The following is a 26,697-nucleotide window of genomic DNA, read 5'->3' on the forward strand; positions in this document are numbered from 1 at the left end:
GCCGTGCCTCAGCGCGGTGGGCCAGTCGTACCGCGGATGACCATGCGGGGCGCGATGACCGTCTCGCGGTGGGCGACGTGGGCGCCGGCGACGCGTTCGACCGCGCGGGAGACGGCGAGCGTGGCCATGGTGTCGATGTCCTGGGCGACGGTGGTGAGGTCGATGTGCGCGAGCCGGCTGAAGCTGCTGTCGTCGTACCCGACCACGCTGATGTCGCCGGGCACGTCGAGGTCGTGCCGGCGCAGCACGTCCAGCAGGCCGGTGGCGGCCAGGTCGTTGAACACGGCGACCGCGGTGGGCGGGTCGTCCAGCAGGAGGCGGGCGGCGCGGGCGCCGTCCTCCTCGCCGGAGCCGCCCGGGATGACTCGGACGAACTCGTCGAGGCCGTGCCGGCGCATCGCGTCCCGGTAGCCCTGGCGGCGGTCGGCGGAGGCCACCCAGCGGGCGCCGTCGACGTGCGCGATCCGGCGGTGGCCCAGCTCCACCAGGTGATCGACGGCCAGTTGGAGGCCGCGGGAGTCGTCGGTGCGCACCACGTCGACGGCGCGGTGCCGGACGGCCCGGGTCATCACCACCACCGGCAGTCGGTCGGCGAGGGTGGCCAGTTCGGCGGTGGGCGCCAGCGGGCCGAGCAGGATCAGCGCCGCGCAGCGGTCCTGGAGCAGTCCGGCGATGGCGGTGCGCTCGTCGCGGCGCGGGGTGACGGCGCTGAGCGTCAGCTCGTAGCCCTGCTTGTCGGCCGCGTCGTAGAGCCCGGTGAGAAGGTCGTCGTGGAACGGGTGCCGGACGCCGAAGACCACCCCGAGCAGCCGGCTCTCGCCGCTGCGCAGCAGGCGGGCCCGGCTGTCGGGCTGATAGTCGAGGCGGCGGGCGACCTCGAGGACGCGCTGCCGGGTCGCGGCACTGGCGCCGGGCGCTGCCCGCATGACGATCGACACGAGCGCGACGCTCACGCCGGCCTCGGCGGCCACGTCGGCCAGGGTGGTGCGTCGCTCACCGGTTCGCATGCACCAAGAATTTACGTGTGATCGCTAGAACGTTCTACTACGCCACGATCTAGAACGTTCTAGAGTCGTTGACGTGGACAAACTCACCGCCGGTCGCCGTTGGGCGGCTCTTCTCGCGCTCGCTCTGGGCGGCTTCGGCCTCGGCCTCACCGAGTTCGCGGCCATGGGCCTGCTGCCCGAGGTCGCCCAGGATCTGCTGCCCGAGGCGTACGCCCGTTCCTCGTCGGGCGCGGTGGCCACGGCCGGCTGGATCATCACGGTCTACGCGCTGGGCGTGGTGGCGGGCGCACCGACGATCGCCGCCCTGACCGCCCGGGTCCCCCGCCGGCGACTGGTGCTCGGCCTGCTCGCGATGTTCACGATCGGCACGGTGGCCTCGGCGCTGGCCCCCACGTTCGGTCTGATCCTGGCCGGCCGGTTCGTGGCCGGCCTGGCCCACGGGGCCTACTTCGGGGCGGCCGGCCTGCTCGCCGCGTCCATGCTCGGGGCGGGCAACCAGGGCAAGGGGTTCGCGGTCGTGCTGAGCGGGCTGACCGCGGCGAACGTCTTCGGCGTACCGCTGATCACCGGGCTCGGGCAGGCGGTCGGCTGGCGCATCGCGTACCTCGCGGTGGCCTCGGTCTTCGCTCTCACCTTGCTGGCCGTGCTCGCGGTCGTGCCCGAGGTGGCGGCCGCCCCGGGCGGCTCGCCCCGGGCCGAACTGGCCGCGTTCCGCTCCCCGCAGGTCTGGCTGGTGGCCCTGGTGGCGGCGGTCGGCTTCGGCGGCTTCTTCGCGGTGAACAGTTACATCGCGCCGATCACCACGCATGTGACCGGATTGTCGGAATCAGCGGTGCCCTGGGTGCTGGCCGTGATGGGGCTCGGCATGACCGTCGGCAACGCGATCGGCGGCATCGCGTCGGACCGCAACCTGCGGCGCAGCGTGCTCCTCGGGTTCACCGGCATGATCGCCACGACGGCACTTTTCGGGCTGATCGCCGGCAACCCGATCGGCTTGTTCGCGGGCGCGTTCCTGATCGGCGCGGCCAGCCTCTTCATGGGCCCGGCCCTGCAATCGCTGCTGATCTCGGTGGCGCCGGGCGCCCAGCTGATGGGCGCCGCGGTCAACCAGTCGGCCACCAACCTGGCGAACAGCCTCGGGGCGGCGCTGGGTGGCCTGGTCATCGCGGCCGGCTGGGGTTACCTCTCGTCGGCCTGGCTCGGCGTCGGCCTGGCCGTCGCGGGCCTGCTGCTGGCGGTAATGAGCAACCGGCTGGACACCCGGCAGACCGCCGCCCGGGAGCTGGTTCTGGTCTAGCGGACCGGGCCTAGGCGGTGGCCGGCCATCTCCAGCTCGCCCTCGCGCAGGGTGACCGGGGTGTTCAGGCCGGAGTCGTCGCTCAGGGTCATCAGCGAGCCGTCGATGTGGTAGGTGCCGTGCGCGCGACGCTTGCGGCCGGCCACCTGCCCGTCGTACGTACCGTCGGTCTTGATGTCGAGCCGGACCGTGCCGTCCTCGCTGAACCAGAGTCCCACCGGCGCCGAAGGCGTGATCCGCGCGGGCTTCGGCCCGCGCTCCTCGGCCTGCCCGCTCATCATCAGGGTGAACAGGGCGGTGGCGTCGAGGTCGAGATGCTGGCGCATAGCGGCTCCTGGCGTCGGGGGTGGCCCCTAACATCGGCCTCGGCGTCGCCACCGAAAACGCATCCAGGTTGCAGTTCGGTTGTTCAGTTGGCGGCCTTCAGCGCCGCGGTCACCGCCACGATCATCTTGTCCAGGTAGTCGTCCGGCAGCGGGGTGCGGGCCACCGCGAGCCGCCAGTAGAGCGGGCCGAGGAGCAGGTCGACGGCCAGGTCAGGGTCGGTGCCGGCGGGCAGCTCGCCGCGGGCCACCGCCTGGCCGATCAGCTTGTCGCCGACCGCCTGCTGGTGGGTGCGCAGCGCTTTCTGGAGGGTTTCGGCGATCTGCGGGTTGCGGGACGCCTCGGCCATCAGGTCGGGAATGATCTGCGAGGCGATCCGATGCTGGAGTGCCTTGCCTACGATCATCAGCAGCAGTTGGAGGTCACCGGCGAAACTGCCGGTGTCGGGCAGCGGGACACTGCGTCCGGCCACGTCCGAAACGATCTCGAGGACCATCTCGAGCTTGTTGCTCCAGCGCCGGTAGATCGCGGTCTTGCCCACCCCCGCCCGGCGGGCCACGGCCTCGATCGAGAGCCGGCCATAACCGACCTCGGCAAGCTCGGTCATGACCGCGTCGCGGATCGCCTTGGTGATGTCGCCTCGGAGCACTGCCGCCCCGGCGGGTGCACGCTTCCCTGTCGCCACACGGTCACTATACGCCAGGACGTAACGGTTGCGTTCCGCCGTTCGGTCGGATAATCTTCCGGCACGTCGATACGACAGCGTTCCATCGACAGCGGCACAGGCATGCTTGCTAGTTGTGTTCTCGCGGAAAGTACCTGGACCCGACTCTCCCCTCGGGCCGACGAGATCGGAGCACCACCCCATGGCTCAGACGACCGTCGTCGAGTCCTACACCGGGCCTACTCCCCAGGAGCTGGCCCGGAAGTACGGGCTGGGCACCGCCGGGCGCCTGCCCAGCCTGCCGGAATACACCCGGCAGCTCTGGGCCTACCGGCACTTCATCTGGGAATTCGCCAGCGCCAAGGTCTCCGCCGCACTGGGTAACACCCGGCTGGGGATGATTTGGCAGGTCCTGACCCCGCTGATCAACGCGGGCGTCTACTACGTGATCTTCGGCGTGCTGCTGAACACCAAGCGCGACACCGACAACTTCATCGCGTACCTGTGTGCCGGCGTCTTCATCTTCGGCTACACGCAGTCCGTGGTGCAGACCGGCGTCCAAGCGGTCAGCGGCAACCTGGGGTTGATCCGGGCCCTGCACTTCCCGAGAGCCAGCCTGCCCATCTCGATCGCCCTGGTCGAGGCGCGCAACATGATCGCCTCGATGGCCGTGCTGATCGCGATCGTGCTGTTCACCGGTGAGCCGATCAACTGGCAATGGTTGCTGATCATCCCGGCCCTGCTGCTCCAGACGATCTTCAACGCCGGCGCCGCCATGCTCGTCTCCCGGCTCGGTTCGAAGCTGCACGACCTGCGCCAGCTGATCCCGTTCATCATGCGGGTCTGGCTGTACGGCTCGGCCGTGCTCTACCCGGTCACCAAGTACACCGAGCACCTGCACGGCTGGAAGCTGGCCGTGATCGAGGCGAACCCGGTCCTCGTCTTCATCGAGTTGATCCGGCACGCACTGATGGAAAATGTCACGCTGGCCGGCTCGCCGATGCTGCTCTGGACCGAGGCGGCTGTGTGGGCGCTGGTCGTCGGCATCGGCGGATATGCGTACTTCTGGCGTGGAGAGAAGGGCTACGGCCGTGGCTGACACCGAGCGGGTCCCCACGATCATCGCGGACAACGCGCACATCATCTACCGCATCCACGGCTCGATCGGGCCGCACCAGTCGTCCCCGCTGAGCAGCTTCAAGCGGCTGGTCACCCGGCAGAAGAGCACGGCGATCCGCGAGGTGCACGCGGTCAAGGGCGCCAGCTTCGTCGCCTACCGGGGCGAGGCCATCGGGCTGATCGGCACCAACGGTTCGGGCAAGTCGACCCTGCTGCGGGCGATCGCCGGCCTGCTGCCGGTCGAGCGCGGCGGCGCGATCTACGCGTCCGGCCAGCCCTCGCTGCTCGGCGTGAACGCGGCCCTGATGAACGATCTTTCCGGCGAGCGCAACGTGACGCTCGGCTGCCTGGCCATGGGCATGACTCCGGCCCAGGTCAAGGAGAAGGTCGACGACATCATCGAGTTCTCCGGCATCAACGAGCGCGGTGACTTCAGCTCGCTGCCGATGCGCACCTACTCGTCCGGCATGTCGGCCCGGCTGCGCTTCGCGATCGCCGCGGCCAAGAAGCACGACGTGCTGCTCATCGACGAGGCCCTGGCCACCGGCGACGCGAAGTTCCGCAAGCGCAGCGAGCAGCGGGTCCGCGACCTGCGGGCCGAGGCGGGCACGGTGTTCCTGGTCAGCCACAGCGAGCAGTCGATCCGGGACACCTGCGAGCGCAGCATCTGGCTCGAGGGCGGCGTGATCAAGGCGGACGGCCCGACCGAGGACGTGATGAAGGAGTACGAGACCTTCGTGAAGAAGTAGGTCTCGTACCCCCTCCCACCTGTCTTATTTGACCGACAGGTGCACGTGGTTGGTGTGATCGCTGGACGGATCGCCGTTGCCACCGCTGTACGACTTCCAGCCGCTGCTGGGTAGCCAGATGCGTCGGAACCAGATGACGTAGAGCACGCCCAGCTGGCTGGAGTTGTTGATGAAGTAGTTCGCCAGGTTGGTGCCGTACGTCTTGCTGCTGCCGGTCGCCACCCCGCCGAAGCCGCCCTTGTCGGCCGCGAAGTCGCAGGCCCGGCCCCTGGGATGCTCGCCGCTGTTCTGCTCGCGGAAGCAGTGCACATAGTGCGTGAAGCCGTCCGCCTGGGCCTGCTGCATGGCGTGCAGCATGCGCTGGGTGATGCGGCCACCACTGGTGGGGTCATCGACCATGCCGCTGCCGCCCTGGAACGAGGAGGCCGAGTCGCTCTTACCCCCGTCGGTCGACTGCGGGTCGTCCTTGCCCTGGTTGGCCGCCTTCAGCGCATTTTCCGCCTGAGCCTTGCGCTTGGCCATCACGTTGACCTGCTTCTGCTGGTCCCGGATGGTCGCGTCGATCGCCAGCTTCGCCTGCTGCTGCTGGTCGCGGGTCTGCTTCAGGTCCTTGATCACAGCCTGCTGCTTGACCGCGACGGTCTCCAGCGTCTGGGCCCGGTCCAGGAAACCGCTCGACGACTCGGCGGTGAGCAGCGCGCTCATCGGGCCGAGCCGGCCGGTCCGGTAGGCCTGCGCAGCGATCAGGTCGACCGCCGCCTGCTGCGGGCCCAGCCGGGTGTCGAGCTCCTTGACCTTGGCGGTCAGCTCGGTCTGCCGGGTCTTGGACTTGGCCAGCGCCTCCTTGGCCTCCACATAGCCCTTGGAGGCGGCCTCGACCTGCTCGATCAGCGACTTCGAGCCGCCCTCGCCGTCGTCACCGGTGTCGCCCGGCGCCGCGCTCGCCGGCGCGGCGACCAGCACCGCGCTCGCCGCGAAAAGGGCAACCAGTGCCACTAATCGACGGCGGACAGTTTTCTGCCGCACAAACATTTCCTTCCGTCGGCCGCCGACCGAGTTAGCTGACGGGTTCGGGATGGAAGTGATCCCTACCGCTCTCGCGGATTCACCCCAAGGAACATTGGTTCCCCGGCTCGCCCTGAGGCGATTAAGCGGCGATCCCGGGTGGGGATCGCGACCGACGATACCCATGACATCGACTGATCGATAGGTCTCGCACTCTGCGCAATAGACCGACGACCTTGCGTGACGAGTTCACGGAAAGTGCCGGCAACATCACCGCATTCGCGTTTTTCTGAGCACTGTCGGACAGCGGAGGCTCGGGTAAACTGGCGCCGGTTCTGCCGCCGAAGGCACCGCCCCCGAGGTGCCGGCAGACCACCGCCTAATCGTCCGCAAGGACGTGCCGGGGAACCAGGTCAGTGGGGTGAATCCGCGCGAGCGGTAGGGATCGCTTCCATCCCGAACCCGTCAGCTAACTCGGTCGGCGGTCAACTGGAAGGAACGTGAATGTCCGTACGTGCCCGCCGGTGGCTGACACTTGCCCTGGCGCCGCTCGTTGCCGTCTCTTTCCTGGCGGCACCCGCAACGCCGGCGAGCGCTGACCCTGACGATTCGCCGTCCACGTCGGCCGAGCCCGACGAAAAGGGCGACGACAAGGGCGACGCCACCCTCGACGAGGTGCTGGAGTCGTCCAACCGCAAGTACGTCCAGGCCAAGAACCTGGTCGCCAAGTCGACCACGACCCAGAAAGCTCTGGGCGTGAAGATCACCATCGCCGAGGCCAAGCGCGATGTGCTGATTCCCGAGGTCAACGCCATCGCGGCCCAGCAGTACCGCACCGGGCACCTGGGCACCGCGAGCTTCCTGCTCGGCAGCAGCGGCTCGGACGACTTCCTGAAGAAGGCGGTCTCCCTCGAGGAGATCAACACGCTGCATGACCGGAAGCTGCGCGAGCTGAACGCCGCGATCGACGAGGTCGAGGCGACCAAGGCCGCGCTCGATTCCGAGGTGAAGGCACAGAAGACCAACCTCACCGCGATGCAGAAGCAGAAGGACGCGGCCGACAAGGCACTCAAGCTGATCGGCGGCGAGGGCCTGACCGCCGGTTTCGTGGACGCCACGTCGAAGGTCGCGGCACCCGCGCCGCGCAATTCCGACGGCGGCTTCTCGGCCCAGAAATGCACCGTGAAAGATCCGACGACCAGCGGCTGCATCACCGCGCGTACATTGCACATGTACCAAGAGGTGAAAAAGGCCGGCTTCGACAACTTCGTGGGTTGCCACCGCGACGGCGGGCCATTCGAGCATCCGAAGGGCCGGGCCTGCGACTGGTCGTTGCAGAAGAGCGGCTTCTCGGAGGCGCACAACGCCACCATGAAGAAGTACGGCAACGACCTGATGGCGTTCCTCGTGCGCAACGCCGACCGGCTGGGCATCTACTACGTCATCTGGTACGCGCAGATCTGGTTCCCGGCGACCGGCTGGCATGCCTACCACGGTGTCAGTAATCACAAGGACCACGTACACGTATCAATGCTTTAACGCTCTGTGAAAAAGCCCCCGCCGGGATCGGCGGGGGCTTTTTTCAGTCCTGTGGAGCGCGGCGCACCGGGGCGCGCCCGGCCGGCTGGGTCGGCGGTGGGCCGACCGGTCCGGCCGGCGGGATCGGCACGGTCACCGGCTTCACCTGGGTGACCTCGACGTCCTTGCCGTGGTGGTGGATCACCAGGCGAGCCGCACCGCCGCCGTTCCGCAGCGAGTAGGTCACCTCGTCGGCGGTCACGCTCACCCGCAACCGCAGCCCCCGCCAGAGCAGCGAGAACTCCAGGTTGTTGATCCGGCTGGGCAGCCGCGGCGCGAACGTCAGCTGACCGTTGAAGTCCCGCATGCCGCCCAGACCGGCGACCAGCGAGATCCAGGTGCCGGCCAGCGACGCCACGTGCACGCCGTCCCGCGAGTTCTGGTGCAGGTCGTGCAGGTCCATCAGGGCGGCCTCGCCCAGATAGTCGTGGGCCAGTTCGAGGTGCCCGGTCTCGGCCGCCACCACCGCCTGGATGCACGCCGAGAGCGACGAGTCCCGGACGGTACGCGCGTCGTAGTAGGCGAAGTTGCGCTGCTTCTCCTCCGGTGTGAACGCGTCACCCCGGAGGTACATCGCCATCACCAGGTCGGCCTGCTTGACCACCTGCTTGCGGTACAGGTCGAAGTACGGGTAGTTCAGCAGCAGCGGGTACGCCTCCGGCGGAGTGTTCTCGAAGTCCCACTCCTGCAGCCGGGTGAAGCCCTCCGACTGCTGATGCACCTGGAGCTCCCGGTCGTACGGGATGTGCATGGCCGCCGCGGCGTCGCGCCAGGAAGCCATCTCCTCGTCGTCCACGCTCAGCTGGCGGGCCAGGTCGGGGTGCCGCTTGGCCGCCTCCACCGCGCTGAACATGTTCTGCTGGGCCATCAGGTTGGTGTAGATGTTGTCGTCCACCACGGCCGTGTATTCGTCCGGGCCGGTGACGCCGTCGATGTGGAAGCGGCCGTGCCGGTCGTGGTGGCCCAGCGAACGCCACAGCCGGGCGGTCTCCACCAGCAGCTCGAGGCCGACCTCGCGCTCGAAGTCGTAGTCACCGGTGGCCTGCACGTAACGGCGCACCGCGTCGGCGATGTCGGCGCCGATGTGGAAGCCCGCGGTGCCGGCCGGCCAGTACGCCGAGCACTCCTGCCCGCGGATGGTGCGCCACGGGAAGGCCGCGCCCTGCAGGCCCAGCGTCTGCGCGCGCTCCCGGGCGAGGTCCAGCGTCGAGTGCCGCCAGCGCAGCACGTCGGCCGCCGCGGCGGGCTGGGTGTAGGTGAGGGCCGGCAGCACGAACGTCTCGGCGTCCCAGAACGTGTGGCCGTCGTAGCCGGGGCCGGACAGGCCCTTGGAGCCGATCGGCCGCTTCTCGGCGCGGGCACCGGCCTGCAGCGTGTGGAACAGCCCGAAGCGGACCGCCTGCTGCACCTCCTGGTCACCCTCGACCTTGACGTCGGAGTGGTCCCAGAACGCGTCCAGGTATTCCCGCTGGGCCTCCAGCAGGCCCTCCCAGCCGTCCAGCCGGGCGCTGGCCAGGGCCGCGCCGACCTGGTCACGCAGGGCGGGCAGCGACCGGCTGCCGGACCAGCCGTACGCGGCGAGCTTGACCACGCGCAGCTTCTGGCCCGGGCCGACCTTGGCGGCGACCGTGGTGCGCAGCCAGTCGGGGTGGCCCTCGGTGGTCACCTCGTGCTTGCCCGGTGCCTCGACGAAGTGCTCCATGGCCGCGGCCATCCGCAGGTCGCTGGCCTTGGTGCGGTGCACCATCAGGCCGCCGGCGCGCTGCTCGAGGATCTCCTCGGACTGGAGCGGGTGGTCGAGCACGGCGGCGACGCGCGGGTCCTTGCTCATCGGCGGCAGCTGCTCGTTCGCCACCAGCTCGGACTGCAGGATCAGCCGGCAGGAGGCGTCGAGCGGCTCGACCTCGTACAGGAACGCGACGACGGCACGCTGGGTGAAGGACACCAGGCGGACGGTGCGGACCCGAATGGCCTGGCCGGACGGGGAGACCCACTCGACGGTGCGCTCGAGCGTGCCGGCTCGCAGGTCGAGGATCCGCTCGTGGGAGCGGAGCTCGCCGTACCGTACGTCGAACGGCTCGTCGTCGACCAGCAGCCGCATCAGCTTGGCGTTGGTCACGTTGATCATCGTCTGACCGGACTCGGGGAAGCCGTAGCCGGCCTCCGCGTACGGCAGCGGGCGCAGCTCGTAGAACGAGTTCAGGTAGGTGCCCGGCAGTCCGTGGGGCTCGCCCTCGTCCAGGTTTCCGCGTATCCCGATGTGCCCGTTGCCCAACGCGAACACCGACTCCGACTGGGCCAGCAGGTCCAGGTCGAGCCGGGTCTCCCGGATGTGCCAGGGGTCCACGGGATACGCCCGTTCACGGATCACGGTGGTGCCTCTCGTGAATGAGTAAAGAGAAAAAGTCGTGAAGATATAAGCGCTGATACGGGCTCAGCGCGTCAGGAGTTCGGACAGGTCTGTGACAACGATGTCGGCCCCGTGCTCCAACAAAGCGTCTGCCTGCCCGACGCGGTCCACACCGACCACGATCCCGAACTTGCCCGCCCGGCCCGCCGCTACACCGGCCTGAGCGTCCTCGAACACGGCGCAGCTCTCCGGGGGCAACCCGAGCAGTTTCGCGCCGTAGAGGAACGTGTCCGGTGCCGGCTTGCCCGGCAGTCCCAGCTCGCGGGCGGTGACACCGTCCACGCGGTCCTCCAGGAGGTCCGCGATCCCGGCTGCCTCCAGCACGTCCTTGCAGTTGGCGCTCGCCGAGACGACCACCCGGCGGAGTCCCGCCTCGCGGGCGGCCTTGAGGTACTCCACAGAGCCCTCGTAGACCTGGACGGCGCCCTCTTTGATCTTCTGCAGGACGAGGAGGTTCTTCTTGTTTCCGATGCCGTTCACGGTCGGCTGGTCGGGACCGTCATCCGGCGTCCCCTCGGGCAGGGTGATCCCGCGAGAGGCCAGGAAAGTGCGGACACCATCGGCGCGCTGCCGGCCGTCGACATATTCGTGGTAGTCGGCGCCGGAGTCGAACGGCACGAATGCTTGTCCGTGCTGTGTCGCCCACGTCTCGAGGAACGTGTCGAACGTCTGTTTCCACGCAGCATTGTGCACAAGGGCGGTCTGCGTGAGCACGCCGTCAAGATCAAAAAGGCATGCCGTCACATGCGGAGGTAGTCCGAGCACGCGCCCAATGTAGTCGCATCGCGCGCGTGGTGAGTCCCGAAGGGCGGCTTCACATTTTCCGCAGGCGTTACGACCTGTTCAAACTATCGTTTCAAGCGGGTGAAGTACGGCGTGGCAGTGCTATCCGCAGCCCGATCGTGGTACCGATCGGTCCGGTCGCCATGGTCACCTCGTCGCAGAGCTGGTGAGCCAGCCAGATGCCCCGGCCGCCCACCTCGAACGCCTCAGGAACCTCGGGCGATCGCAGGAAACTCGCCGGAATCCCCGGTCCCGAATCGGTCACCGTGCACCAGACCGAGCTGCCGGCCAGCCAGAGCACGACCCGGCCATGGCCGCCGGCATGCAGCACGACGTTGGTGATCACCTCGTTGACCGCGAGCACGAAGCCCTGCTGCCGGTCGCCGGTCAGTCCGATCCCGGTCAGCCGGCTGGTCACCTCGTGCCGCAGCACGGCGATCTCGTCGCTGCCGAAGGAACGGTCGAGCAGATGGGGTGCATCGACGGAAGGTGGAGAGGCCGCGCCACCGTTCGGCCCCGACTTGGGAGCCGAACGCACACTTTGGCTCAATCTCTCCTCCACCGTGGTGCAGCCTACGCGTTATGTCCCGATGAAGACACGACGCACCTGCGTTCACTTTCGGAGGAGATGCTCTCAGCGCCAGCCGACGTCGATGCGTGCGCCGCTCTCGGCGAAGAAGTGCAGCATGTCCATCCGCACCGCGACGGCGAGCGGGTGACCCGGCGAGACCGCCGGATAGGGCGCCAGGCGCACGGCCAGCTCGGCCGGGCGGCGGTGATGCCGGCCCGGGTCGAGGACGCTGCGCTCCTCGCGCGGCTGCACCGCGGTGGCGCCGTTCAGACCGTTGCGGCCGGCCAGTTTCTGCAGGGTGCTGCCGAACCGCCGGAGCGCCCCGCCCTGCTCCACCTCGGGCTTGCCGGTGCCCATCTCGTCCACCACGATCGCGGTCGCGCCGATGTCCAGGAAGGCCAGCGACTCATGCCCGTGGTGCTCGAGGAACCGGATCCGGCCCCGCAGCACGTCACCCTGCACCTCGGGGGCCACCGGGGTGAGCGCCTCGGCCCGCATACCGACCACGATGCGCTCACCGTGGTAGTGCGCCACCGCGCGGGCTCGAATGTCGGTCCACGGCAGGTAGAGCGCCTGCTCGCCGAAGTTCAGCGCGACGTACTGATCGAGGTGCACGTAGACGGACGCCTCGAGCAGGTTCATCCGGGGTGAGCCGAGGAACGCGGCGACGTAGAGGGTGGCCGGTCGCCCGTACACCTCGGTGGGAGTGCCGACGTCCTGCAGGACCCCCTTCCGCATGATCGCCACGCGGTCGGCCATGGTGAGCGCCTCGGCCTGGTCGTGCGTGACGTACATGGTGGTGACGCCCAGCTCGCTGGTGAGGCCGGTGATCTCGGCGCGCAGTTCGGCGCGCAGGCCGCTGTCGAGGTTGGACAGCGGCTCGTCCATCAGAAAGAGGCCCGGACGGCGGACTATCGCGCGGCCCATCGCGACCCGCTGGCGCTGGCCACCGGAGAGCTGGCTGGGCTTACGGCCGAGCACGTCGCCGATGCCGAGCGCGCTGGCCACGTCGCCGACCCGCTCGAGCCGGTTGCCCGGCTCCATCCCGGACAGACGCAGCGGGAAGCCGATATTGTCACTTACCGTCATGTGCGGATAAAGGGCGAAGTCTTGGAAAACCATGGCGATACTGCGATCCCGGGGCGCCAACTCCAGCACCGGGTCGCCATTCAGCAGAATGTCCCCTTCGGACGGATCCTCCAGGCCGGCGATCATCCGCAGGATGGTCGATTTCCCGCAGCCGGACGGGCCGAGCAGCACGAGGAACTCGCCGTCCTTGACGTCGAGACTCACGTGATCGACGGCAACCGTGCCATCAGGCCAAACCTTCGTGACGTCCTTGAGCAAGACGGTGGACACCGTCTCTACCTTTCGCCGGGGATGAATGCGGGCGATCGCCGTCGGGGGAATCCAGCGATCTAGCTCACTCTGACGAGGAGTATCGATATGGCGCCATCGGGTGAACGTGCCATTTGCACACGGTAGTGAACCGATTACAACTTTTCTCTCACCGTTCAGGAGAGATCCGGCGCACCACTCGCTCCGCCGCACCCCCGTCATCGAGGTAGCAGAAGCGCGATCGGAACGCCGCGCGAGACTCATCGGCGAAGTCACCGTCCCGGAAGATCGCCGCTAGCTGCGAAAACTCGGTGGCCACCGGTCCCGGCGGCGCGGCCGGCAGATCGAAGTAGACGCCGCGGACCTATCGGTAGAGGCCTGCCAGTCAGGCGCGAAAATTACCAAAGGCCGATCAAGGACTGCGTAATCGAACATCGCGGACGAATAGTCCGTGACCATACATCGGCCGCGAGGTAGAGGTCCTCGACGACCGGTGGCCCGAGACGTCGAGGATGCGACGGCCGCCCGTCGCGGGTCGTCCCTGCCGCCCGCCGGTACCGGAGCCCCTCGAAGCCGCCCGGCGCCGGGAAGCCGGCCGGGGGCCGGTGATCGCGCCCGTGCGCCGCTGCCGGTAGTGCACGCAGGTGCGCGGCAGGACGCTGATCCGCGGGGCGGCCAGCAGCAGCGGAAAGGTGAACGAGACGTCTTCCTACCAGCCCGCCGCGAAGCCGATGCCGAGCACGTCCAGCAGCTCCCGCCGGATCACCCGGTTCCACGCCACGTGCAGCACGTTCAGCGCCTGCGGCCACTCCTCGACGGTGAACACCTTCGGCGCCCCGGACAGCAGGTTCCGGGCCGCGCCGGCCTCCACCGGGCCGTCCCAGCGCACCCGGTCCCATGTCCTCGAACGACTGGGTGAGCAGCGAGTCGAGGCACTGGCGCAGGTAGCCCTGCACCCGGTAGACCGGGAGGACGACGCTCAGCAGGGTCACGTCTTGCCGGACCTCCAGTCGACGACCGCGTTGATCAGGAACAGGCCGCCGACCACCGCGGCCAGCAACGCCTCCGCGAGGGTCGCCCAGCCGAGCAGGGCGAGCAGGGTGAGCACCACGACCCGGATGTCCCAGCCGAGCACCACGCCCGCGGTGTTACCGGCGGGCGCGCCCTTCTCCATCCTCGCAATCCGGTCGTAATGCCGCAGGGCCAATGCGAAGAGCAGCAGGAAAACCACCGGTGGGGGCACATCGTCGATCAGGCCGACCGCCGCGACCAGCAGGTATTCCCCGGCCCGCAGGAAGGCCGGCACCAGCCAGTCGAGTGGGCCCCGATGGCCGTTGCGGGCGGGCAGCCCGGCCGCCAGCACCAGAGCGGCGGTCACCGCCAGCTCCACCCGCGCGGGCGACGCGGTCCAGCCGGCCAGGAAGGACACGATCAGGGCCAGCGAGGCCACGGCACCGAGCGCCGCGAACGCCAGCGGCATCGGGCCGCCGAGCTTCTGCAGAACGCCGCGCACCAGCGGGCCGTCGTCGCGGTAGAGCGACCGGTCGCGCTTGTCGAGCACGCTCACCCGCATCGACAGCGAACGCAGCGAACGCAGGGCCAGGGTGTAGGCGAAGGCCAGCAGACCGAACCCGACGACCGCCGCCAATGCCGTACGGCCGTTGGTGACCATGGCGAGGATCGCGATGAGCGCCCACCGCTCGCCGATCGGGAAGACCACGATCCGCTTCAGCCAGTACGCCGCCGAGCCGGCCTCGCCCTGCACCCTGGTCGAGGCCGCGCTCAGCCGGGCACCCACGCCGCTCCCGGACGCGGCCTGGGGGCGGGCCGCGGCCTCGTCGTGCAGCTGGCCGTACCAGGCGTCGGTCATGTGCCGGACGGTCTGCAGCAGGATCGCGGTGATCGCCAGCGGCCAGGCGAACGGCAGTCCGATCCGCTCGGCCCCGGCGGCCAGACCGGCGTAGACGACGTACTCCTTGCCGCGGTCGGCCATCGTGTCCAGCCAGCCACCGAACGCGCCGAACGTGCGGGTGTAGCGGGCCAGCTGGCCGTCCACGCAGTCCAGCACGAAGCCCAGGTAGAGCAGGATGCCGCCGGCGATCATCGCGGGCCGGGACGCCTGCCAGAAGGCCAGCGCGGCCAGCACCGAGAGCAGCACGGACAGCCAGGTCACACCGGTCGGCGACAGTCCGAGGCGGGCGGCCGTCCGGGTCACGATCGGCGACCAGGAGCTCACCGCGTACGTCGTGAAGAAGTCGTCCTTCTCCTTGACCGCGAGCCGGAGCCGGGCCGCGTCCTCGTCGACCGCGGCCACCGCGGCCCGTGCGCCGGCCAGCTCCTGCTCGGTGTGCACCTGCTCGGCGTGCAGCAGCCGGACCGGGGTGGCGATCGGCACCACGCCCTCGTCGAGCAGCGCCGGCAGCAGGTCGGCCCGATCGGCGACCTTGTCGAGGGCGGGCAGGTCACCGGGCGCGACCCGCAGCGCCCCGACGAACCGGGCCGTGCCGTCGCCGGCCGGGGCCGCGATCACCTGGCCGCGGTCGGCGCGCAGGTCACCGGCCGGGTCGGTGACGATCAGCGCGGTGCTGCGGCCGGACGGCTCGGTAGCCAGCGTCCACAGCAGGCTGGGGTGGGCCACCAGGTTGTCGGCGCAGATCAGCAGCGGTTCGTTCGCGTCGTGCGCGCGCCGGGCGACCTCCCGCAGCCGGGCCGCCGGGGTGTCGCCGAGCCGCTCGACCTCGGTCGCGCCGGCCGCGTGCAGTGCGGACTCCAGATCGGCCGCGAGCCGGGTCGCATCCGCGGGGGTGAGGGCGTTGCCGCCGCCGGTGGTGAGGACGGCCAGCGTCACCGCTGCCTCCAAATCGCAGGGGGCCACCTGGCCCGAAATCGGCACTCAGGTTAACAGCGAGTGGCGCTCGGGTACGGGTGACCCTTACGGGAACCAGGCTGCCCTTCTCCCCCTCCGGACTGAGGGAAGGCGGTTGCGGCGCCCTTACCGTCGAGCCTGGTTGCGGGGATCGCCCGTGACCGCCAGTGAAGGAGTGAGTGTCAGTGACCCGCCGACTCGCCCGCCCCCGCGACGACCGTTGGATCGCCGGGGTCTGTTCCGGTCTTGGCCGACGCTTCGGACTCTCGTCCGGCGTGGTCCGCCTGATCTTCGTGATCTCCTGCCTGCTGCCCGGCCCGCAGTTCATCATCTATCTCATCCTCTGGGCCATGCTGCCCAACGAATGAGCCCAGCCGCCCGGCTCGCCCCCGCCAGGGCGAGCCGGGCCCGGCCGTCTACGGGTTGCTGTAGGTCACCGAGACCGAGGTGTAGCCCAGCCTCGTGAACAGGCTCTCCAGCATGCGCTGGGTGTTGTCCTTGGCGCGCTGGTCGAGGCCACTGGCCCGGGCCGCCTCGGTGATCTTCGTCTGAGCCATCGCGTAGACCCGCTGCTGCTTGTCGGTGTCGCTCTTGAAGGCGTCGCCGATCGCGGTGAGGGCGCCCCGCTGCTCCTCGACGATGTAGCTCTTCTGCATGTCGAGCGCGGCGTTGCCCTGCTCGGGCGCGGGCAGGGTGATTTTGATGGTCTTCTTCTCGTTGTCGACCTCGAGCGCGCTGGTCGACAGCTTGGAGAAGTCGACATATTCCTCGACGGTGCCCGAGCCGACGAACAGGATGCGCCGGTTGATCAGGAAGTCGGGGATGTTCTCCTTGCTCTCCTGCAGGTCGACGATCACCTGGAAGGTGCCGTCGGCCGCGACGTAGCGACTCAGGTCGCGCATCGACTCGAGCAGGACCGGCTGGCTGCGGTCGGTCGTGCGGCTCTCGAACGGGTTGTCGAAGCTGGGCAGCACGTTGAGCGCTCGCAGCCCGAAACAGGCCGCGACGATCACGGCGAAGACGACACCGAAGAAGATGAGGACGCGAGCGACGATGCTCCGCTGTGGGGGATCTTCGTGATCAGGGGCGACCGGCGGGGTGGGGGCCGGATATTCCCTCGTGGGTTCGTCGACATCCGGTGACTGGGCCATACCCTCACGGTACGAGGGGGGTACGACACTCGCACCCGCTCAGCCGGCGAAGGCGTTCAAACCGGTCAATTTTTGGCCGATCACCAGCTGGTGGATCTCCGAAGTTCCCTCGTACGTGAGCACGCTCTCGAGGTTGTTCGCGTGCCGCATGATCGGATATTCGCCGCTGATGCCGTTCCCGCCGAGGATCGTGCGGCACTGCCGAGCGATCTTGATGGCCTCGCGCACGTTGTTCAGCTTGCCGATGCTGACCTGCTCCGGCCGCAGCGCGCCGGCCGAGTCGCGCTGCCGGCCCAGGTGCAGTGCCAGCAGGAAGCCTTTCTGCAGCTCGACCGCCATGTCGGCGAGCTTGGCCTGGGTCAGCTGGAAGCCGCCGATCGGCCGGCCGAACTGTTCCCGGGTGGTGGCGTAGTCGATCGCGGTCACCAGGCAGTCCCGGGCCGCGCCGAGCGCACCCCAGATGATGCCGAATCGGGCCTCGGTCAGGCAGGACAGCGGCGCCTTGAGACCCCGGGCGTCCGGAAGCTGCGCGGACGGGGGCAGGCGCACGTCATCCAGCGTGATCTCGCCCGTGCTGGACGCCCGCAGCGACATCTTGTGCTTGATCTCCCGGGCCGAGAAACCCGGGGTGTCGGTCGGCACGGCGAAGCCGATCACGCCCTCGTCGGTGCGCGCCCAGATCACCGCCACATCGGCGAGCGGGGCGTTGGTGATCCACATCTTGCCGCCGTTGAGCACCCAGTCGTCGCCGTCGCGGCGGGCCCGGGTCGACATGTTGGCCGGATCGGAGCCGTGGTCAGGCTCGGTGAGCCCGAAGCAGCCGATCAGCTCGCCGGCCGCCATGCCCGGCAGCCACCGCTGCTTCTGCTCCTCGGAACCGTATTTCCAGATCGCGTACATCGCGAGCGAGCCCTGGACGCTGACCAGCGAGCGGACGCCCGAGTCGGCCGCCTCCAGCTCCATGCAGGTCAGACCGTAGGCGACCGCGGTCGAGCCGGCGCAGCCGTAGCCGGTCAGGTGCATGCCGAGCAGCCCGAGCTTGCCGAACTCCACGGCCAGATCACGGACCGGGGTGCTGCCGGTCTCATACCAGTCGGCGACGGACGGTCGGACCCGGTCGTCGGCGACCCGGCGGGCGAGATCGCGAACGTCCCGCTCCTCGTCGGTCAGCAGCGAGTCGAGGTCGAGCAGATCCCACGGAGCAACGGCGGCCATGTCTTTAAACTAACGGTGTTAGCCCGCCACTACCAGAACTCTGGCGTGAATCTGGTTGCGCTGCTGCAGGGCCGCCCGCAGCGCGCGGTGCAGCCCGTCCTCCAGGTAGAGCGCGCCCTGATATTCCACGACGTGCGGGAACAGATCGCCGTAGAACGTCGAGTCTTCGGCGAGCAGCTTGTCCAGCGCGAGCTCGCGCTTCGTGGTGATCAGATCGGCCAGCCGGATCGGCCGTGGCGGGATCTCCGACCAGGCCTTGAGCGTCGTGTTGTGATCGGGATACGGGGCCCCGTCCCGGACCGCTTTGAAGATCATTCCGGGTTGCCCCCTCTCCAAGAACCCGTGCCTGTCGGTGCCAGCCTAGCCGCGCCCGTCGTCACTCGGCGGTTGCGGCCCATCGGCCATGATGCACCACCTCGTCCACCGGGCGATGCCCCCGCTTCAGTGACGGTGACCTCTTGTCGGTGGCGCGGTATCCGATGGTGAGTGTCCCGATCGGGGTGAACTCGGCCGGCACCCCGAACGCGTCCTTGAAGTCCTGCTGGGTCTCCACCGGGATGCCGAAGAAGCATGAGCCCAGCCCCTCGTCGACCGCGGTGAGGTGCATGAGCAGCGCCGCGAACCCGGTGTCGATGTCCCAGTACGGCACCGGCCAGTGCTTCTCGTCCCGGTCCGACCAACCCTTGTCGGCCTGGGCGTACCGGTCCAGGTAGGCCGACTTGTTGGAGAGGCAGACGACGATCGCCGGGGCGTTGCGCATCCGGGCCAGCCAGTCGCCGTGCCAGTCCGAGGTGGCGTTCTCGGTCGTCGACGTCCAGTAAAGTTCGCGGTCCTCCGGCGTGGTGAGCACCAGGAAGCCCCAGCCCTGGGAGAAGCCGGCGCTCGGCGCCCGCAGCCCGTGCCGGACGATCTTGTCGAGAACCTCGGCCGGCAGCGGGCGGTCCGGGTCGTAGCTGCGCACCATCCGCCGGCGGCGGACCACTTCGTCGAACTCCATCAGCTGCGAATCCCCCAGGAGGTGGTCCAGCGCTCGCCCGGCGCGAGCACGATCAGGTCACGGCCGGTGCGGAACGAGTCGGGCGGGCAGGTCATCGGCTCGATCGCGACCGAGCGGCGGAAGCGCTCGCCGTGCAGGGTGTCGCCCGAGAACACCTGCCAGTACTTGAACTTGTCGTCGGCCCAGACCACGACCTTGTGGTCGGAGTTCGGGTCGGCGATGGTCACCTCGGTGATCCCGGACGCGTCGTGCTCGATCTCGCCGAACGTGGTGTCCAGCACCAGGTCGCCGATGGCGCGCGGCGCGGTGAAGTCGTACTCGGTGCCGGCCACCGAGTTCGAGCCGATCGGCAGCAGCCGGTTGTCGGCCACGATCCGGGTCTTGCCCGGCACGTGCAGCAGGATGTCGTCGACCGCGACACCGGGCAGCTGCAGGTAGGGGTGGACCGAGTAACCCCACGGCGCGTTCGACGAGCTGTTGTTGACGACCTCCTGCGTGCAGGTGAGGCCGCCGGCCGACACCTGCCAGCGCGTGCGCAGCGTCAGCCACCACGGGTAACCGATCTGGGCGGGCAGGTCGAACTCCAGCGTCACGGCGTCGGCGGACTGCTCGGCGAGCGTCCAGCGCGACCAGTTGGCCAGGCCGTGGATGGCGTTGTGCCGGGCCGGCTCGGTCAGCGAGAGCTGGTAGCTCTGCTCCTCGAACGTGTATTGACCGTCCCGGATCCGGTTCGGCCACGGGGCGAGGATCTGCCCGGCCGAGGCCGGCGAGAGCTCGTCGGCCTCGAAGCCGTCCAGCACCTGCACGTCGCCGACGGAGTAGTGGCGCAGGGAGCCACCGACCTCCACGACCACGGCCCGGTGACCGTCCGCCTCGATCGACCACTGGGTTCCGGACTTGGCCGGCACGACGCTAGTCATGCTTGGACACTATCGGAGGTCGGTAGCGGGCCAGCGCCGGGAACGCCAAGCCCAGGACCAGAGCCAGGCCGGCCGCCGCGAAGCCGCCGCCGGCCCACGATCCGGTGGTTCCGGTCAGATCGGCGGTCGCACCGGCGCGCAGGTCGCCGAGGCGCGGGCCGCCGCCCACCACCACGATGAAGACGCCCTGGAGCCGGCCGCGCAGCCGGTCCGGCGCGAAGGTCTGCAGCATCGACTGCCGGTAGACCGCGCTGACCAGGTCGGCCGCACCGCCCACGGCCAGCAGCAGCACCATCAGCCACAGCGAGTGCGCGAGACCGGAGAAGCCGATCGCGATCCCCCATGCGACCACCGCCACGATCAGCGCGATTCCCTGCCGCTTGATCCGGCCGATCCAGCCCGAGGTGAGCCCGGCGATCACCGAGCCGATCGCGATCGCGGCGTACAGCCAGCCGACCGCCGAACCGCCGCCGAACCGGTCCGCCGCGACCTCGGGGAACAGTGCCCGGGGCATGGCGAACACCATGGCGATGATGTCCACCGCGAACGACAGCAACAGCACCGGCTGGGTGACCAGGAACTTCAGGCCGTCGGTGATGCCGCGCAGCCCGGCCGACGGCTTCTCCTCGTCCTCGGCGTGCACGATCGGCGGGATCGGCGGCAGCTTCCAGGTGGCCCAGAACGAGATCGTGAACAGGGCCGCGTCGACCAGGTAGGCGACGGTCACGCCGGTGCCGGTGGACGCGATCCCGAAGATCAGGCCGGCCGCCAGCGGTCCGAGCACCCCGCCGGCCGTCGTGGTCGTGTAGCTCAGCGTGTTCGCGGCCGGAACCAGGCCGGTCGGCACGATCCGCGGGATGATCGCCTGCCGGGTCGGCGAGCTCACCGCGAAACCGGCCGACTGCACCGCGGTCAGCACCAGCAGCAGCCAGCCGCTGTTCGCCCCGACCAGGGCCTGGGCCAGCAGACCGAGCGTGGACAGCCAGGCCAGCGCCGAACTGGCCAGCAGCAGCTTGCGCCGGTCGACCACGTCGGCGGCCGCACCACCCCACAGGCCGAAGATCAGCAGCGGGACGAGCCCGGCGATGCCGAGCAGACCGACCCAGGCCGAGGAGTGGGTCACCGCGTACATCTGCACGGGCACCGCCACCGAGGTGAACTGGAACCCGAAGAACGACAGCCCGTTGCCGATCCACATCCGGCGATAGGCCGGCGCCCGCAGCGGCCGGGTGTCGATCACCCAGGACTTGCGGTCCTTCTCCTCGACGATCTCCTCGACCGCCTCCACCGGCTCCTGGCTCACGGAGCCAGCCGTTCCAAAACCCAGGACCCCGCTTCGGTACGCCGATAGCGCAGTCGATCATGCAGGCGACTGGTGCGCCCCTGCCAGAACTCGACGGTCTCCGGCCGCACCCGGAAGCCACCCCAGTGCGGTGGCGGCGGAACCGGGCCGTCCCCGAAACGTGCGGTCGCCGCGGCCAGTCCGGCCTCGACCGCGGCCCGATCGGGCAGCACCCGCGACTGCGGGCTGGCCCAGGCACCGAGCTGGGAGCCGCGCGGCCGGGACGCGAAATACTCCTCGGTCTCGGCCCGGGTCACCCGCTCAACCCGGCCGGCCACGATCACCTGGCGCTGCATCGGAAACCAGGGAAAGACCAGGCTTGCGTACGGGTTGGCAGTCAACTCCGAGCCCTTGCGCGACTCGTAGTTGGTGAAGAACACGAAGCCGCGCTCGTCGCACTCCTTGAGCAGCACCGTCCGGGCCGAGGGCCGGCCTTCGGCGCTCGCCGTCGCCACCAGCATCGCGTTGGGTTCCGGCAGGCCGTAGGCCGCCGCGTCCGCGAACCAGGCGCCGAACTGGGTTTGCCAGTCGCCCGCGAGCTGTTCTTCGAGCAGCTCACCGCGCTCGGAGTAGTCGCGCCGCATCGTTGCGGGCGACGGAGGTTCCACGGTCACGAGCGCTCCCTATTACTTCGATCTCAACGACCGTAAGTCCGCCCGGCCCTTACGTCAGCTCGGTAAGGATGGGTGTCACGGAGAGCACATCGCGCCCACCGGGCCAACCGGGCAATATGAAAGACTCGTCGTAATTCTTCACAGGGGAGCCCTGTCCGAATTGAGTTCCGTGTCCGATTTCAAGCCGGGCCTCGAGGGCGTCGTCGCATTCGAGACCGAGATCGCCGAGCCCGAGAAGGACGGCGGCTCCCTGCGGTACCGCGGCGTCGACATCGAGGACCTGATCGGGCACGTCTCCTTCGGCAACGTCTGGGGTCTGCTGGTCGACGGGAAGTTCGGGCCCGGGCTGCCGCCCGCCGAGCCCTTCCCGGTCCCGGTGCACTCCGGTGACATCCGCGTCGATGTCCAGTCCGCGGTCGCCATGCTCGCGCCGTACTGGGGGCTCGCCCAGTTGATCGACATCGACGACGAGCAGGTCCGCCGCGACCTGGCCCGGGTGTCGGTGACCGCGCTGTCCTTCGTCGCGCAGTCCGCCCGCGGGCTCGGCCTGCCGGCGGTGCCGCAGAAGGACATCGACAAGGCCGGGACGATCGTCGAGCGGTTCATGCGCCGCTGGCGGGGCGAACCCGACCCGCGGCACGTGCAGGCCGTCGACGCGTACTTCATCGCGGCCGCCGAGCACGGGCTCAACGCGTCCACCTTCACCACCCGGATCGCCGCCTCGGTCGGCGCCGACGTGGCCGCCTGCATCTCGGCCGGCATCGGCGTGCTCTCCGGCCCGCTGCACGGCGGCGCACCCACCCGGGTGCTGCACATGATCGAGGCGGTCGAGCGGCGCGGCGACGCCGAGGCGTACGTGAAGGACGTCCTCGACCGCGGCGAACGGCTGATGGGCTTCGGCCACCGGGTCTACCGGGTCGAGGACCCGCGGGCCCGGGTGCTCCGGCAGATCGCCCGCGACCTGAACGCTCCGCGCTTCGAGGTGGCCGAGGCGCTCGAGCGGGCCGCCCTGACCGGCCTGCGGGAACGCAAGCCCCATCGGGTGCTCGCCACCAACGTGGAGTTCTGGGCGGCCGTCGTCCTCGACTCGGCCGAGGTGCCGGCACACATGTTCACGCCGCTGTTCACCTGTGCCCGGATGGCCGGCTGGAGCGCGCACATCCTCGAGCAGAAACGGCTCGGCCGCATCCTCCGGCCCCAGCTCCGCTACGTGGGGCCGAGCGCCCGCAAGCCGAACGAGGTCGAGGGCTGGGCCACGCTCGCGCATAATGTGTGACCGTGACTGACATCCGGATCCCCGACGAGATCAAACCGGTCGACGGACGCTTCGGCTCGGGCCCCAGCAAGGTGCGACCGGAAGGCGTCGAGGCGCTCTCCGCGGTGTCACGTACGTTCATGGGCACCTCGCACCGGCAGAAGACGGTGAAGAACCAGGTGGCCCGGATGCGCCGCGGCCTGGCCGAGTTCTTCTCGCTGCCGGACGGTTACGAGGTGATCCTGTCCAACGGCGGCACCAGCGCGTTCTGGGACACCGCCGCGTTCGGCCTGGTCCGCGACCGGGCGCAGTTCGCCGAGTTCGGTGAGTTCGGCGCCAAGTTCGTCAAGGCGGTCGTCGACGCGCCCTTCCTGAGCTCGCCGACCGTTCACCAGGCCCCCGGCGGCCAGGCCGCGTTCCTGACCGCCGAGGCCGGCGTCGACGTCTACGCGTCCGTCCACAACGAGACCTCCACCGGGGTGGCCGTGCCGGTCCGCCGGGTGGCCGGGGCCGACGAGGGCGCGCTGCTGCTCACCGACGCCACCTCGGGCGGCGGCAGCCTCGACGTCGACCTGCGCGAGACCGACGTCTACTACCTGGCCCCGCAGAAGGCGCTCGGCTCGGACGGCGGCATCTGGCTCGCCCTCATGTCGCCGGCCGCCCTGGACCGGGCCTTCTCCATCAAGAGCTCGGGGCGGTACATTCCGCAGTTCCTCGACCTGGTCACCGCGATCGAGCAGTCCCGGCTCGAGCAGACCTACAACACGCCCGCGCTGGCCACCGTGTTCCTCGCGGCCGAGCAGCTGGACTGGATGAACGCGCAGGGCGGCCTGTCCTGGGCGGTCAAGCGGAGTGCGGAGAGTGCGGCCGCGATCTACGGCTGGGCCGACCGCTCGTCGTTCGCCACCCCGTTCGTCACCGACCCGGCGCTGCGCTCGGCCGCCGTGGCCACCATCGACTTCGAGGGTGTGGACGCGGCGGCCATCGCGGCGACGCTACGAGCCAACGACATCGTGGACACCGAGCCGTACCGGAAGCTCGGCCGCAACCAGCTGCGCATCGCGCTCTACCCCACCGTCGACCCGGCCGACGTGGCCGCCCTGACCACCTGCATCGACTACGTCGTCGAGCGGCTTGCATAGGCTCCGCACAGGAATACCGCCTAGCTTCCGAGCATGGACGATCCAGAGAACGCGGCCTATGTACGGCTGGTACACGACAGAGGCCTGCGGTTCGACCGGCGGCGACTGCTGAGCATGCTCGGCGGGGCCGGGGCGGTCGCCGTCCTCGCCGCGTGCACCGACTCCGCGACGCCCTCGCCGTCGACGCCCTCGTCGGCGGCGGGTGGCCTAGCCGAGGTCGCGTCGGAGACGGCCGGTCCGTACCCCGCCGACGGATCGAACGGGCCGGACGTGCGGACCCTCGACGGGGTCGTGCGCAAGGACATCACCACCTCGTTCGGCACCGCGTCCGGTAGGGCGGAGGGAGTGCCGCTGGAGTTCTCGCTGGTGGTGATGGACCGCGGCGGGAAACCGGTCAGCGGCGCGGCGGTCTACGCGTGGCACTGCGACCGGGCCGGGAACTACTCGCTGTACTCGACCGGGGTCACCGCGGAGAACTATCTGCGCGGCATCCAGGTCAGCGACGCCACCGGGACGGTGAGCTTCACCAGCATCTACCCGGCCTGCTACACCGGCCGGTGGCCGCACATCCACTTCGAGGTGTACTCGTCGGTGGCCGACGCGACCAGCGGCGACGGGCCGATCGTGAAGACGTCGCAGATCGCGCTGCCGGCAGACATCTCCGACACGGTGTACGCGTCCGACGGCTACAGCGCGAGCGTCACCAACATGAAGCAGGTCAGCCTGGCCACGGACAACGTGTTCGGCGACGACCAGGCGGTCACCGAACTGGCGACCGTGACCGGCAGCGTGTCGGCGGGCTACCGGGCGACCCTGACGATCTCGATCGACCCGTCCGGCGAGGAGCAGGGTGGCGGCATGGCCCCGCCCGGCGGCGGCGCTCCGCCGAGCGGGATGCCCGGCGGGCCGGGTGGCGCTCCCCCGAGCGGCATGCCCGGCGGGCCACCGAGCGGGGCGCCGGCCTGACCCGAACGACACGCGAGACGCGCGCTGCGGCCTGGGCCGCGGCGCGGTCGCGCTGAGCGCCCGGAGCGTTCCTAGTGCTTCTGGTCACTCCCGCGCGCGTACCATTTGCTGGGTTTATGGGTTTGAATGGGTTTGCCCATCGGGAGCACGAAGATCATCACCGCAGTTCAGAGCAACACCCCGGGTGTGTCTCCCCCCATTAGGTGACCAAGACGCGTACCGTGTTCCCAAACGCGCCCGGGTGGCTGACTCTCGGGATGTCCAGGCCAACGCGACGGGACGGAGGCAACGCATGCGGCCGGTTCGCTTCGTCGCCCTCTCCGAGGACGGTCAGGCCCTGGTGCTCGCCGATGAGGTCGGCCGGCTCCTGGCCCTTCCCATCGACGACCGGGTGAGCGGCGCCGTCACCCACGAGACGCACCCGACTTCGCCGGGCAGTTCCGTGGCAGTGATGCACCACGATCCCGTCACCGCATCGTTGTCGCCCCGCGACATCCAGTCCCGCATCCGCTCCGGCGAGTCCGCCGAGGACGTCGCGCGGGTCGCCGGCGTGCCGGTCGACCGCGTGCTGCGTTACGCCGGTCCGGTGCTGCAGGAGCGGGCCATGCTGGCCCAGCACGCGCGCCGCACCCGGCTCAAGACGTCCGACTCGGGCGCCGCGCTCTCCGAAGTGGTCGACAGCCGCCTCGCCCAGCACGGCATCGACGCGGAAAAGATCTCGTGGGACGCGTTCCGGCGCGACGACGGCACCTGGCGCATCGTCGCCACCTGGCCGTCCGGCAAGGCCACCGCCCAGGCCATCTGGGACCTCGACAAGGGCCGCCAGGTCGTCTCCCCGCACGACGACATGGCGCAATACCTGTGCGCCGAGCGGCCCACCCAGATCCTCGGGCAAGATCCGGTTCCCGAGCGCAACTTCCTCGCCGAGCGCGGCGGCCACGGCCTGCCCAGCTCGGCCCGGGGCAACGAGTCCACGCGCGGCGGCCACGGCCTGCCCGCCGCCGAGACCACCACACCGACCCGGCCGGCGCACACCCGCGACCCGATCCGAGCCGGCCGCGACGCCCTGCTCGCCTCGCTCGACCGTCCACTCAGCGGCGGCCGCGGCCTGGAGACAACCGGCCCCTCCGAAGCCCGCCGTCCGGTGGCCGGCGGCGCGGCCGCCCTGCTCGGTGGCGGCGCCGGCTCGGCCTTCGACGACGACGCCGACCTGCCCAAGGAGGTGCCCGCCGTGCCGTCGCTGGCGGTGCTGCGCCCCCGCCGCACGGTCGGCCAGCAGGGCCAGCAGGCGTCCGAGACCGACGAGTCGAAGCCCCGCAAGCGCCTCCCGAGCTGGGACGACGTCCTGTTCGGCGGTGGCCCGGCGGCCCGCGAGTCCTCCTGA

General features: G+C 69.6%; 26 protein-coding genes, 1 pseudogene and 2 riboswitches. Of the genes and pseudogenes, 9 read left to right on the forward strand and 18 right to left on the reverse strand.

Annotated features, from left to right (window positions below; all coding sequences use genetic code 11):
* Positions 1–8: 8 nt before the first annotated feature.
* Positions 9–1,007 (reverse strand): LacI family DNA-binding transcriptional regulator, encoded by a 999-nt coding sequence (locus Ato02nite_RS47660; RefSeq protein WP_213013365.1) that lies wholly within the window; start codon positions 1,005–1,007, stop codon positions 9–11.
* Positions 1,008–1,080: 73 nt separating this feature from the next.
* Between Ato02nite_RS47660 and Ato02nite_RS47665 the strand changes: the two genes are divergently transcribed.
* Complete coding sequence (locus tag Ato02nite_RS47665; protein ID WP_213013366.1) at positions 1,081–2,304, forward strand: MFS transporter; 1,224 nt, start codon at positions 1,081–1,083, stop codon at positions 2,302–2,304.
* Here the strand turns inward: Ato02nite_RS47665 and Ato02nite_RS47670 are convergent.
* Together Ato02nite_RS47670 and Ato02nite_RS47675 are read right to left on the reverse strand one after the other, a co-directional pair.
* Positions 2,301–2,630, reverse strand: coding sequence for an Atu4866 domain-containing protein (locus Ato02nite_RS47670; protein ID WP_213013367.1), 330 nt, complete (start codon positions 2,628–2,630; stop codon positions 2,301–2,303). The two genes, Ato02nite_RS47665 and Ato02nite_RS47670, sit on opposite strands and share 4 nt — an antisense overlap.
* Before the next feature lie 83 nt (positions 2,631–2,713).
* Positions 2,714–3,313, reverse strand: coding sequence for a TetR/AcrR family transcriptional regulator (locus Ato02nite_RS47675; RefSeq protein WP_246608186.1), 600 nt, complete (start codon positions 3,311–3,313; stop codon positions 2,714–2,716).
* Positions 3,314–3,494: 181 nt separating this feature from the next.
* Here Ato02nite_RS47675 and Ato02nite_RS47680 point away from each other — a divergent pair, with 181 nt between their 5' ends.
* Both Ato02nite_RS47680 and Ato02nite_RS47685 read left to right on the forward strand, forming a co-directional pair.
* A complete protein-coding gene (locus tag Ato02nite_RS47680; RefSeq protein ID WP_213013368.1) occupies positions 3,495–4,391 on the forward strand; it encodes an ABC transporter permease in 897 nt (298 codons plus the stop codon).
* Complete coding sequence (locus tag Ato02nite_RS47685) at positions 4,384–5,160, forward strand: ABC transporter ATP-binding protein (protein ID WP_438873127.1); 777 nt, start codon at positions 4,384–4,386, stop codon at positions 5,158–5,160. Before Ato02nite_RS47680 ends, Ato02nite_RS47685 begins: the two co-directional genes overlap by 8 nt.
* A 24-nt stretch (positions 5,161–5,184) precedes the next feature.
* On the opposite strand, the gene Ato02nite_RS47690 is transcribed toward Ato02nite_RS47685, so the two are convergent.
* Positions 5,185–6,156, reverse strand: coding sequence for a coiled-coil domain-containing protein (locus tag Ato02nite_RS47690; protein ID WP_246608187.1), 972 nt, complete (start codon positions 6,154–6,156; stop codon positions 5,185–5,187).
* 34 nt (positions 6,157–6,190) lie between these two features.
* Positions 6,191–6,324: riboswitch (cyclic di-AMP (ydaO/yuaA leader) on the reverse strand.
* A gap of 207 nt (positions 6,325–6,531) precedes the next feature.
* Positions 6,532–6,664, forward strand: a riboswitch (cyclic di-AMP (ydaO/yuaA leader).
* 5 nt (positions 6,665–6,669) lie between these two features.
* Between Ato02nite_RS47690 and Ato02nite_RS47695 the strand changes: the two genes are divergently transcribed.
* Positions 6,670–7,704: a coiled-coil domain-containing protein gene (locus tag Ato02nite_RS47695; RefSeq protein WP_213013371.1), complete on the forward strand. Its 1,035-nt coding sequence runs from the start codon at positions 6,670–6,672 to the stop codon at positions 7,702–7,704.
* Positions 7,705–7,747: 43 nt separating this feature from the next.
* On the opposite strand, the gene Ato02nite_RS47700 is transcribed toward Ato02nite_RS47695, so the two are convergent.
* The 7 genes and pseudogenes from Ato02nite_RS47700 to Ato02nite_RS47730 all read right to left on the reverse strand — a co-directional run bounded on the left by Ato02nite_RS47700 (position 7,748) and on the right by Ato02nite_RS47730 (position 15,693).
* Entirely contained in the window at positions 7,748–10,114 is a 2,367-nt protein-coding gene (locus tag Ato02nite_RS47700) for a glycoside hydrolase family 65 protein (protein WP_213013372.1), read from the reverse strand.
* A 63-nt stretch (positions 10,115–10,177) separates the two neighbouring features.
* Positions 10,178–10,918, reverse strand: a complete 741-nt coding sequence (locus Ato02nite_RS47705) for an HAD family hydrolase (protein ID WP_213013373.1) — start codon at positions 10,916–10,918, stop codon at positions 10,178–10,180.
* Positions 10,919–11,009: 91 nt separating this feature from the next.
* Complete coding sequence (locus Ato02nite_RS47710; protein ID WP_246608188.1) at positions 11,010–11,474, reverse strand: ATP-binding protein; 465 nt, start codon at positions 11,472–11,474, stop codon at positions 11,010–11,012.
* 96 nt (positions 11,475–11,570) lie between these two features.
* Positions 11,571–12,866 carry an ABC transporter ATP-binding protein gene (locus Ato02nite_RS47715; protein ID WP_213013375.1) on the reverse strand — a complete coding sequence of 432 codons (1,296 nt, stop codon included), beginning with the start codon at positions 12,864–12,866 and terminating at the stop codon, positions 11,571–11,573.
* A gap of 148 nt (positions 12,867–13,014) precedes the next feature.
* Positions 13,015–13,392, reverse strand: a pseudogene (locus Ato02nite_RS47720) (CDP-glycerol glycerophosphotransferase family protein); the annotation flags it as partial.
* A 162-nt stretch (positions 13,393–13,554) separates the two neighbouring features.
* A complete protein-coding gene (locus Ato02nite_RS47725) occupies positions 13,555–13,734 on the reverse strand; it encodes a hypothetical protein (protein ID WP_213013376.1) in 180 nt (59 codons plus the stop codon).
* Positions 13,735–13,833: 99 nt separating this feature from the next.
* Positions 13,834–15,693 (reverse strand): DUF5941 domain-containing protein, encoded by a 1,860-nt coding sequence (locus Ato02nite_RS47730; protein ID WP_213013377.1) that lies wholly within the window; start codon positions 15,691–15,693, stop codon positions 13,834–13,836.
* Between the two features lie 203 nt (positions 15,694–15,896).
* On the opposite strand from Ato02nite_RS47730, the gene Ato02nite_RS47735 reads away from it, so the two are divergent.
* The gene (locus Ato02nite_RS47735) at positions 15,897–16,079 is read left to right on the forward strand and encodes a PspC domain-containing protein (protein WP_307854310.1); all 183 of its coding nucleotides are present in this window, start codon (positions 15,897–15,899) and stop codon (positions 16,077–16,079) included.
* 48 nt (positions 16,080–16,127) lie between these two features.
* Here the strand turns inward: Ato02nite_RS47735 and Ato02nite_RS47740 are convergent, their stop codons facing one another.
* The 7 genes from Ato02nite_RS47740 to pdxH all read right to left on the reverse strand — a co-directional run bounded on the left by Ato02nite_RS47740 (position 16,128) and on the right by pdxH (position 21,920).
* Positions 16,128–16,862, reverse strand: coding sequence for a DUF4230 domain-containing protein (locus Ato02nite_RS47740; RefSeq protein WP_213013379.1), 735 nt, complete (start codon positions 16,860–16,862; stop codon positions 16,128–16,130).
* 39 nt (positions 16,863–16,901) lie between these two features.
* On the reverse strand, positions 16,902–18,077 hold the full coding sequence (locus Ato02nite_RS47745) for an acyl-CoA dehydrogenase family protein (protein WP_213013380.1): 1,176 nt from the start codon (positions 18,075–18,077) through the stop codon (positions 16,902–16,904).
* Between the two features lie 18 nt (positions 18,078–18,095).
* Positions 18,096–18,392 carry a type II toxin-antitoxin system VapB family antitoxin gene (locus Ato02nite_RS47750; RefSeq protein ID WP_213013381.1) on the reverse strand — a complete coding sequence of 99 codons (297 nt, stop codon included), beginning with the start codon at positions 18,390–18,392 and terminating at the stop codon, positions 18,096–18,098.
* A 61-nt stretch (positions 18,393–18,453) separates the two neighbouring features.
* Positions 18,454–19,074, reverse strand: coding sequence for a nitroreductase family protein (locus Ato02nite_RS47755; protein WP_213013382.1), 621 nt, complete (start codon positions 19,072–19,074; stop codon positions 18,454–18,456).
* Positions 19,074–19,994, reverse strand: coding sequence for an aldose 1-epimerase family protein (locus tag Ato02nite_RS47760; protein ID WP_213013383.1), 921 nt, complete (start codon positions 19,992–19,994; stop codon positions 19,074–19,076). Before Ato02nite_RS47760 ends, Ato02nite_RS47755 begins: the two co-directional genes overlap by 1 nt.
* The gene (locus Ato02nite_RS47765) at positions 19,987–21,297 is read right to left on the reverse strand and encodes an MFS transporter (protein ID WP_213013384.1); all 1,311 of its coding nucleotides are present in this window, start codon (positions 21,295–21,297) and stop codon (positions 19,987–19,989) included. The genes Ato02nite_RS47760 and Ato02nite_RS47765 overlap by 8 nt, the downstream gene beginning before the upstream one ends.
* Positions 21,294–21,920 carry a pyridoxamine 5'-phosphate oxidase gene (gene pdxH, locus Ato02nite_RS47770; protein ID WP_213013397.1) on the reverse strand — a complete coding sequence of 209 codons (627 nt, stop codon included), beginning with the start codon at positions 21,918–21,920 and terminating at the stop codon, positions 21,294–21,296. The genes Ato02nite_RS47765 and pdxH overlap by 4 nt, the downstream gene beginning before the upstream one ends.
* Before the next feature lie 199 nt (positions 21,921–22,119).
* Here pdxH and Ato02nite_RS47775 point away from each other — a divergent pair, with 199 nt between their 5' ends.
* The 4 genes from Ato02nite_RS47775 to sepH all read left to right on the forward strand — a co-directional run bounded on the left by Ato02nite_RS47775 (position 22,120) and on the right by sepH (position 26,697).
* A complete protein-coding gene (locus Ato02nite_RS47775) occupies positions 22,120–23,226 on the forward strand; it encodes a citrate synthase 2 (protein ID WP_213013385.1) in 1,107 nt (368 codons plus the stop codon).
* Entirely contained in the window at positions 23,223–24,347 is a 1,125-nt protein-coding gene (serC, locus tag Ato02nite_RS47780; protein ID WP_213013386.1) for a phosphoserine transaminase, read from the forward strand. The genes Ato02nite_RS47775 and serC overlap by 4 nt, the downstream gene beginning before the upstream one ends.
* Before the next feature lie 33 nt (positions 24,348–24,380).
* A complete protein-coding gene (locus Ato02nite_RS47785; protein WP_213013387.1) occupies positions 24,381–25,313 on the forward strand; it encodes a dioxygenase family protein in 933 nt (310 codons plus the stop codon).
* A gap of 292 nt (positions 25,314–25,605) precedes the next feature.
* On the forward strand, positions 25,606–26,697 hold the full coding sequence (sepH, locus tag Ato02nite_RS47790; protein ID WP_213013388.1) for a septation protein SepH: 1,092 nt from the start codon (positions 25,606–25,608) through the stop codon (positions 26,695–26,697).

The organism is Paractinoplanes toevensis (genome assembly GCF_018332695.1).
In the GTDB taxonomy this organism is placed as follows: Bacteria; Actinomycetota; Actinomycetes; order Mycobacteriales; family Micromonosporaceae; genus Actinoplanes; species Actinoplanes toevensis.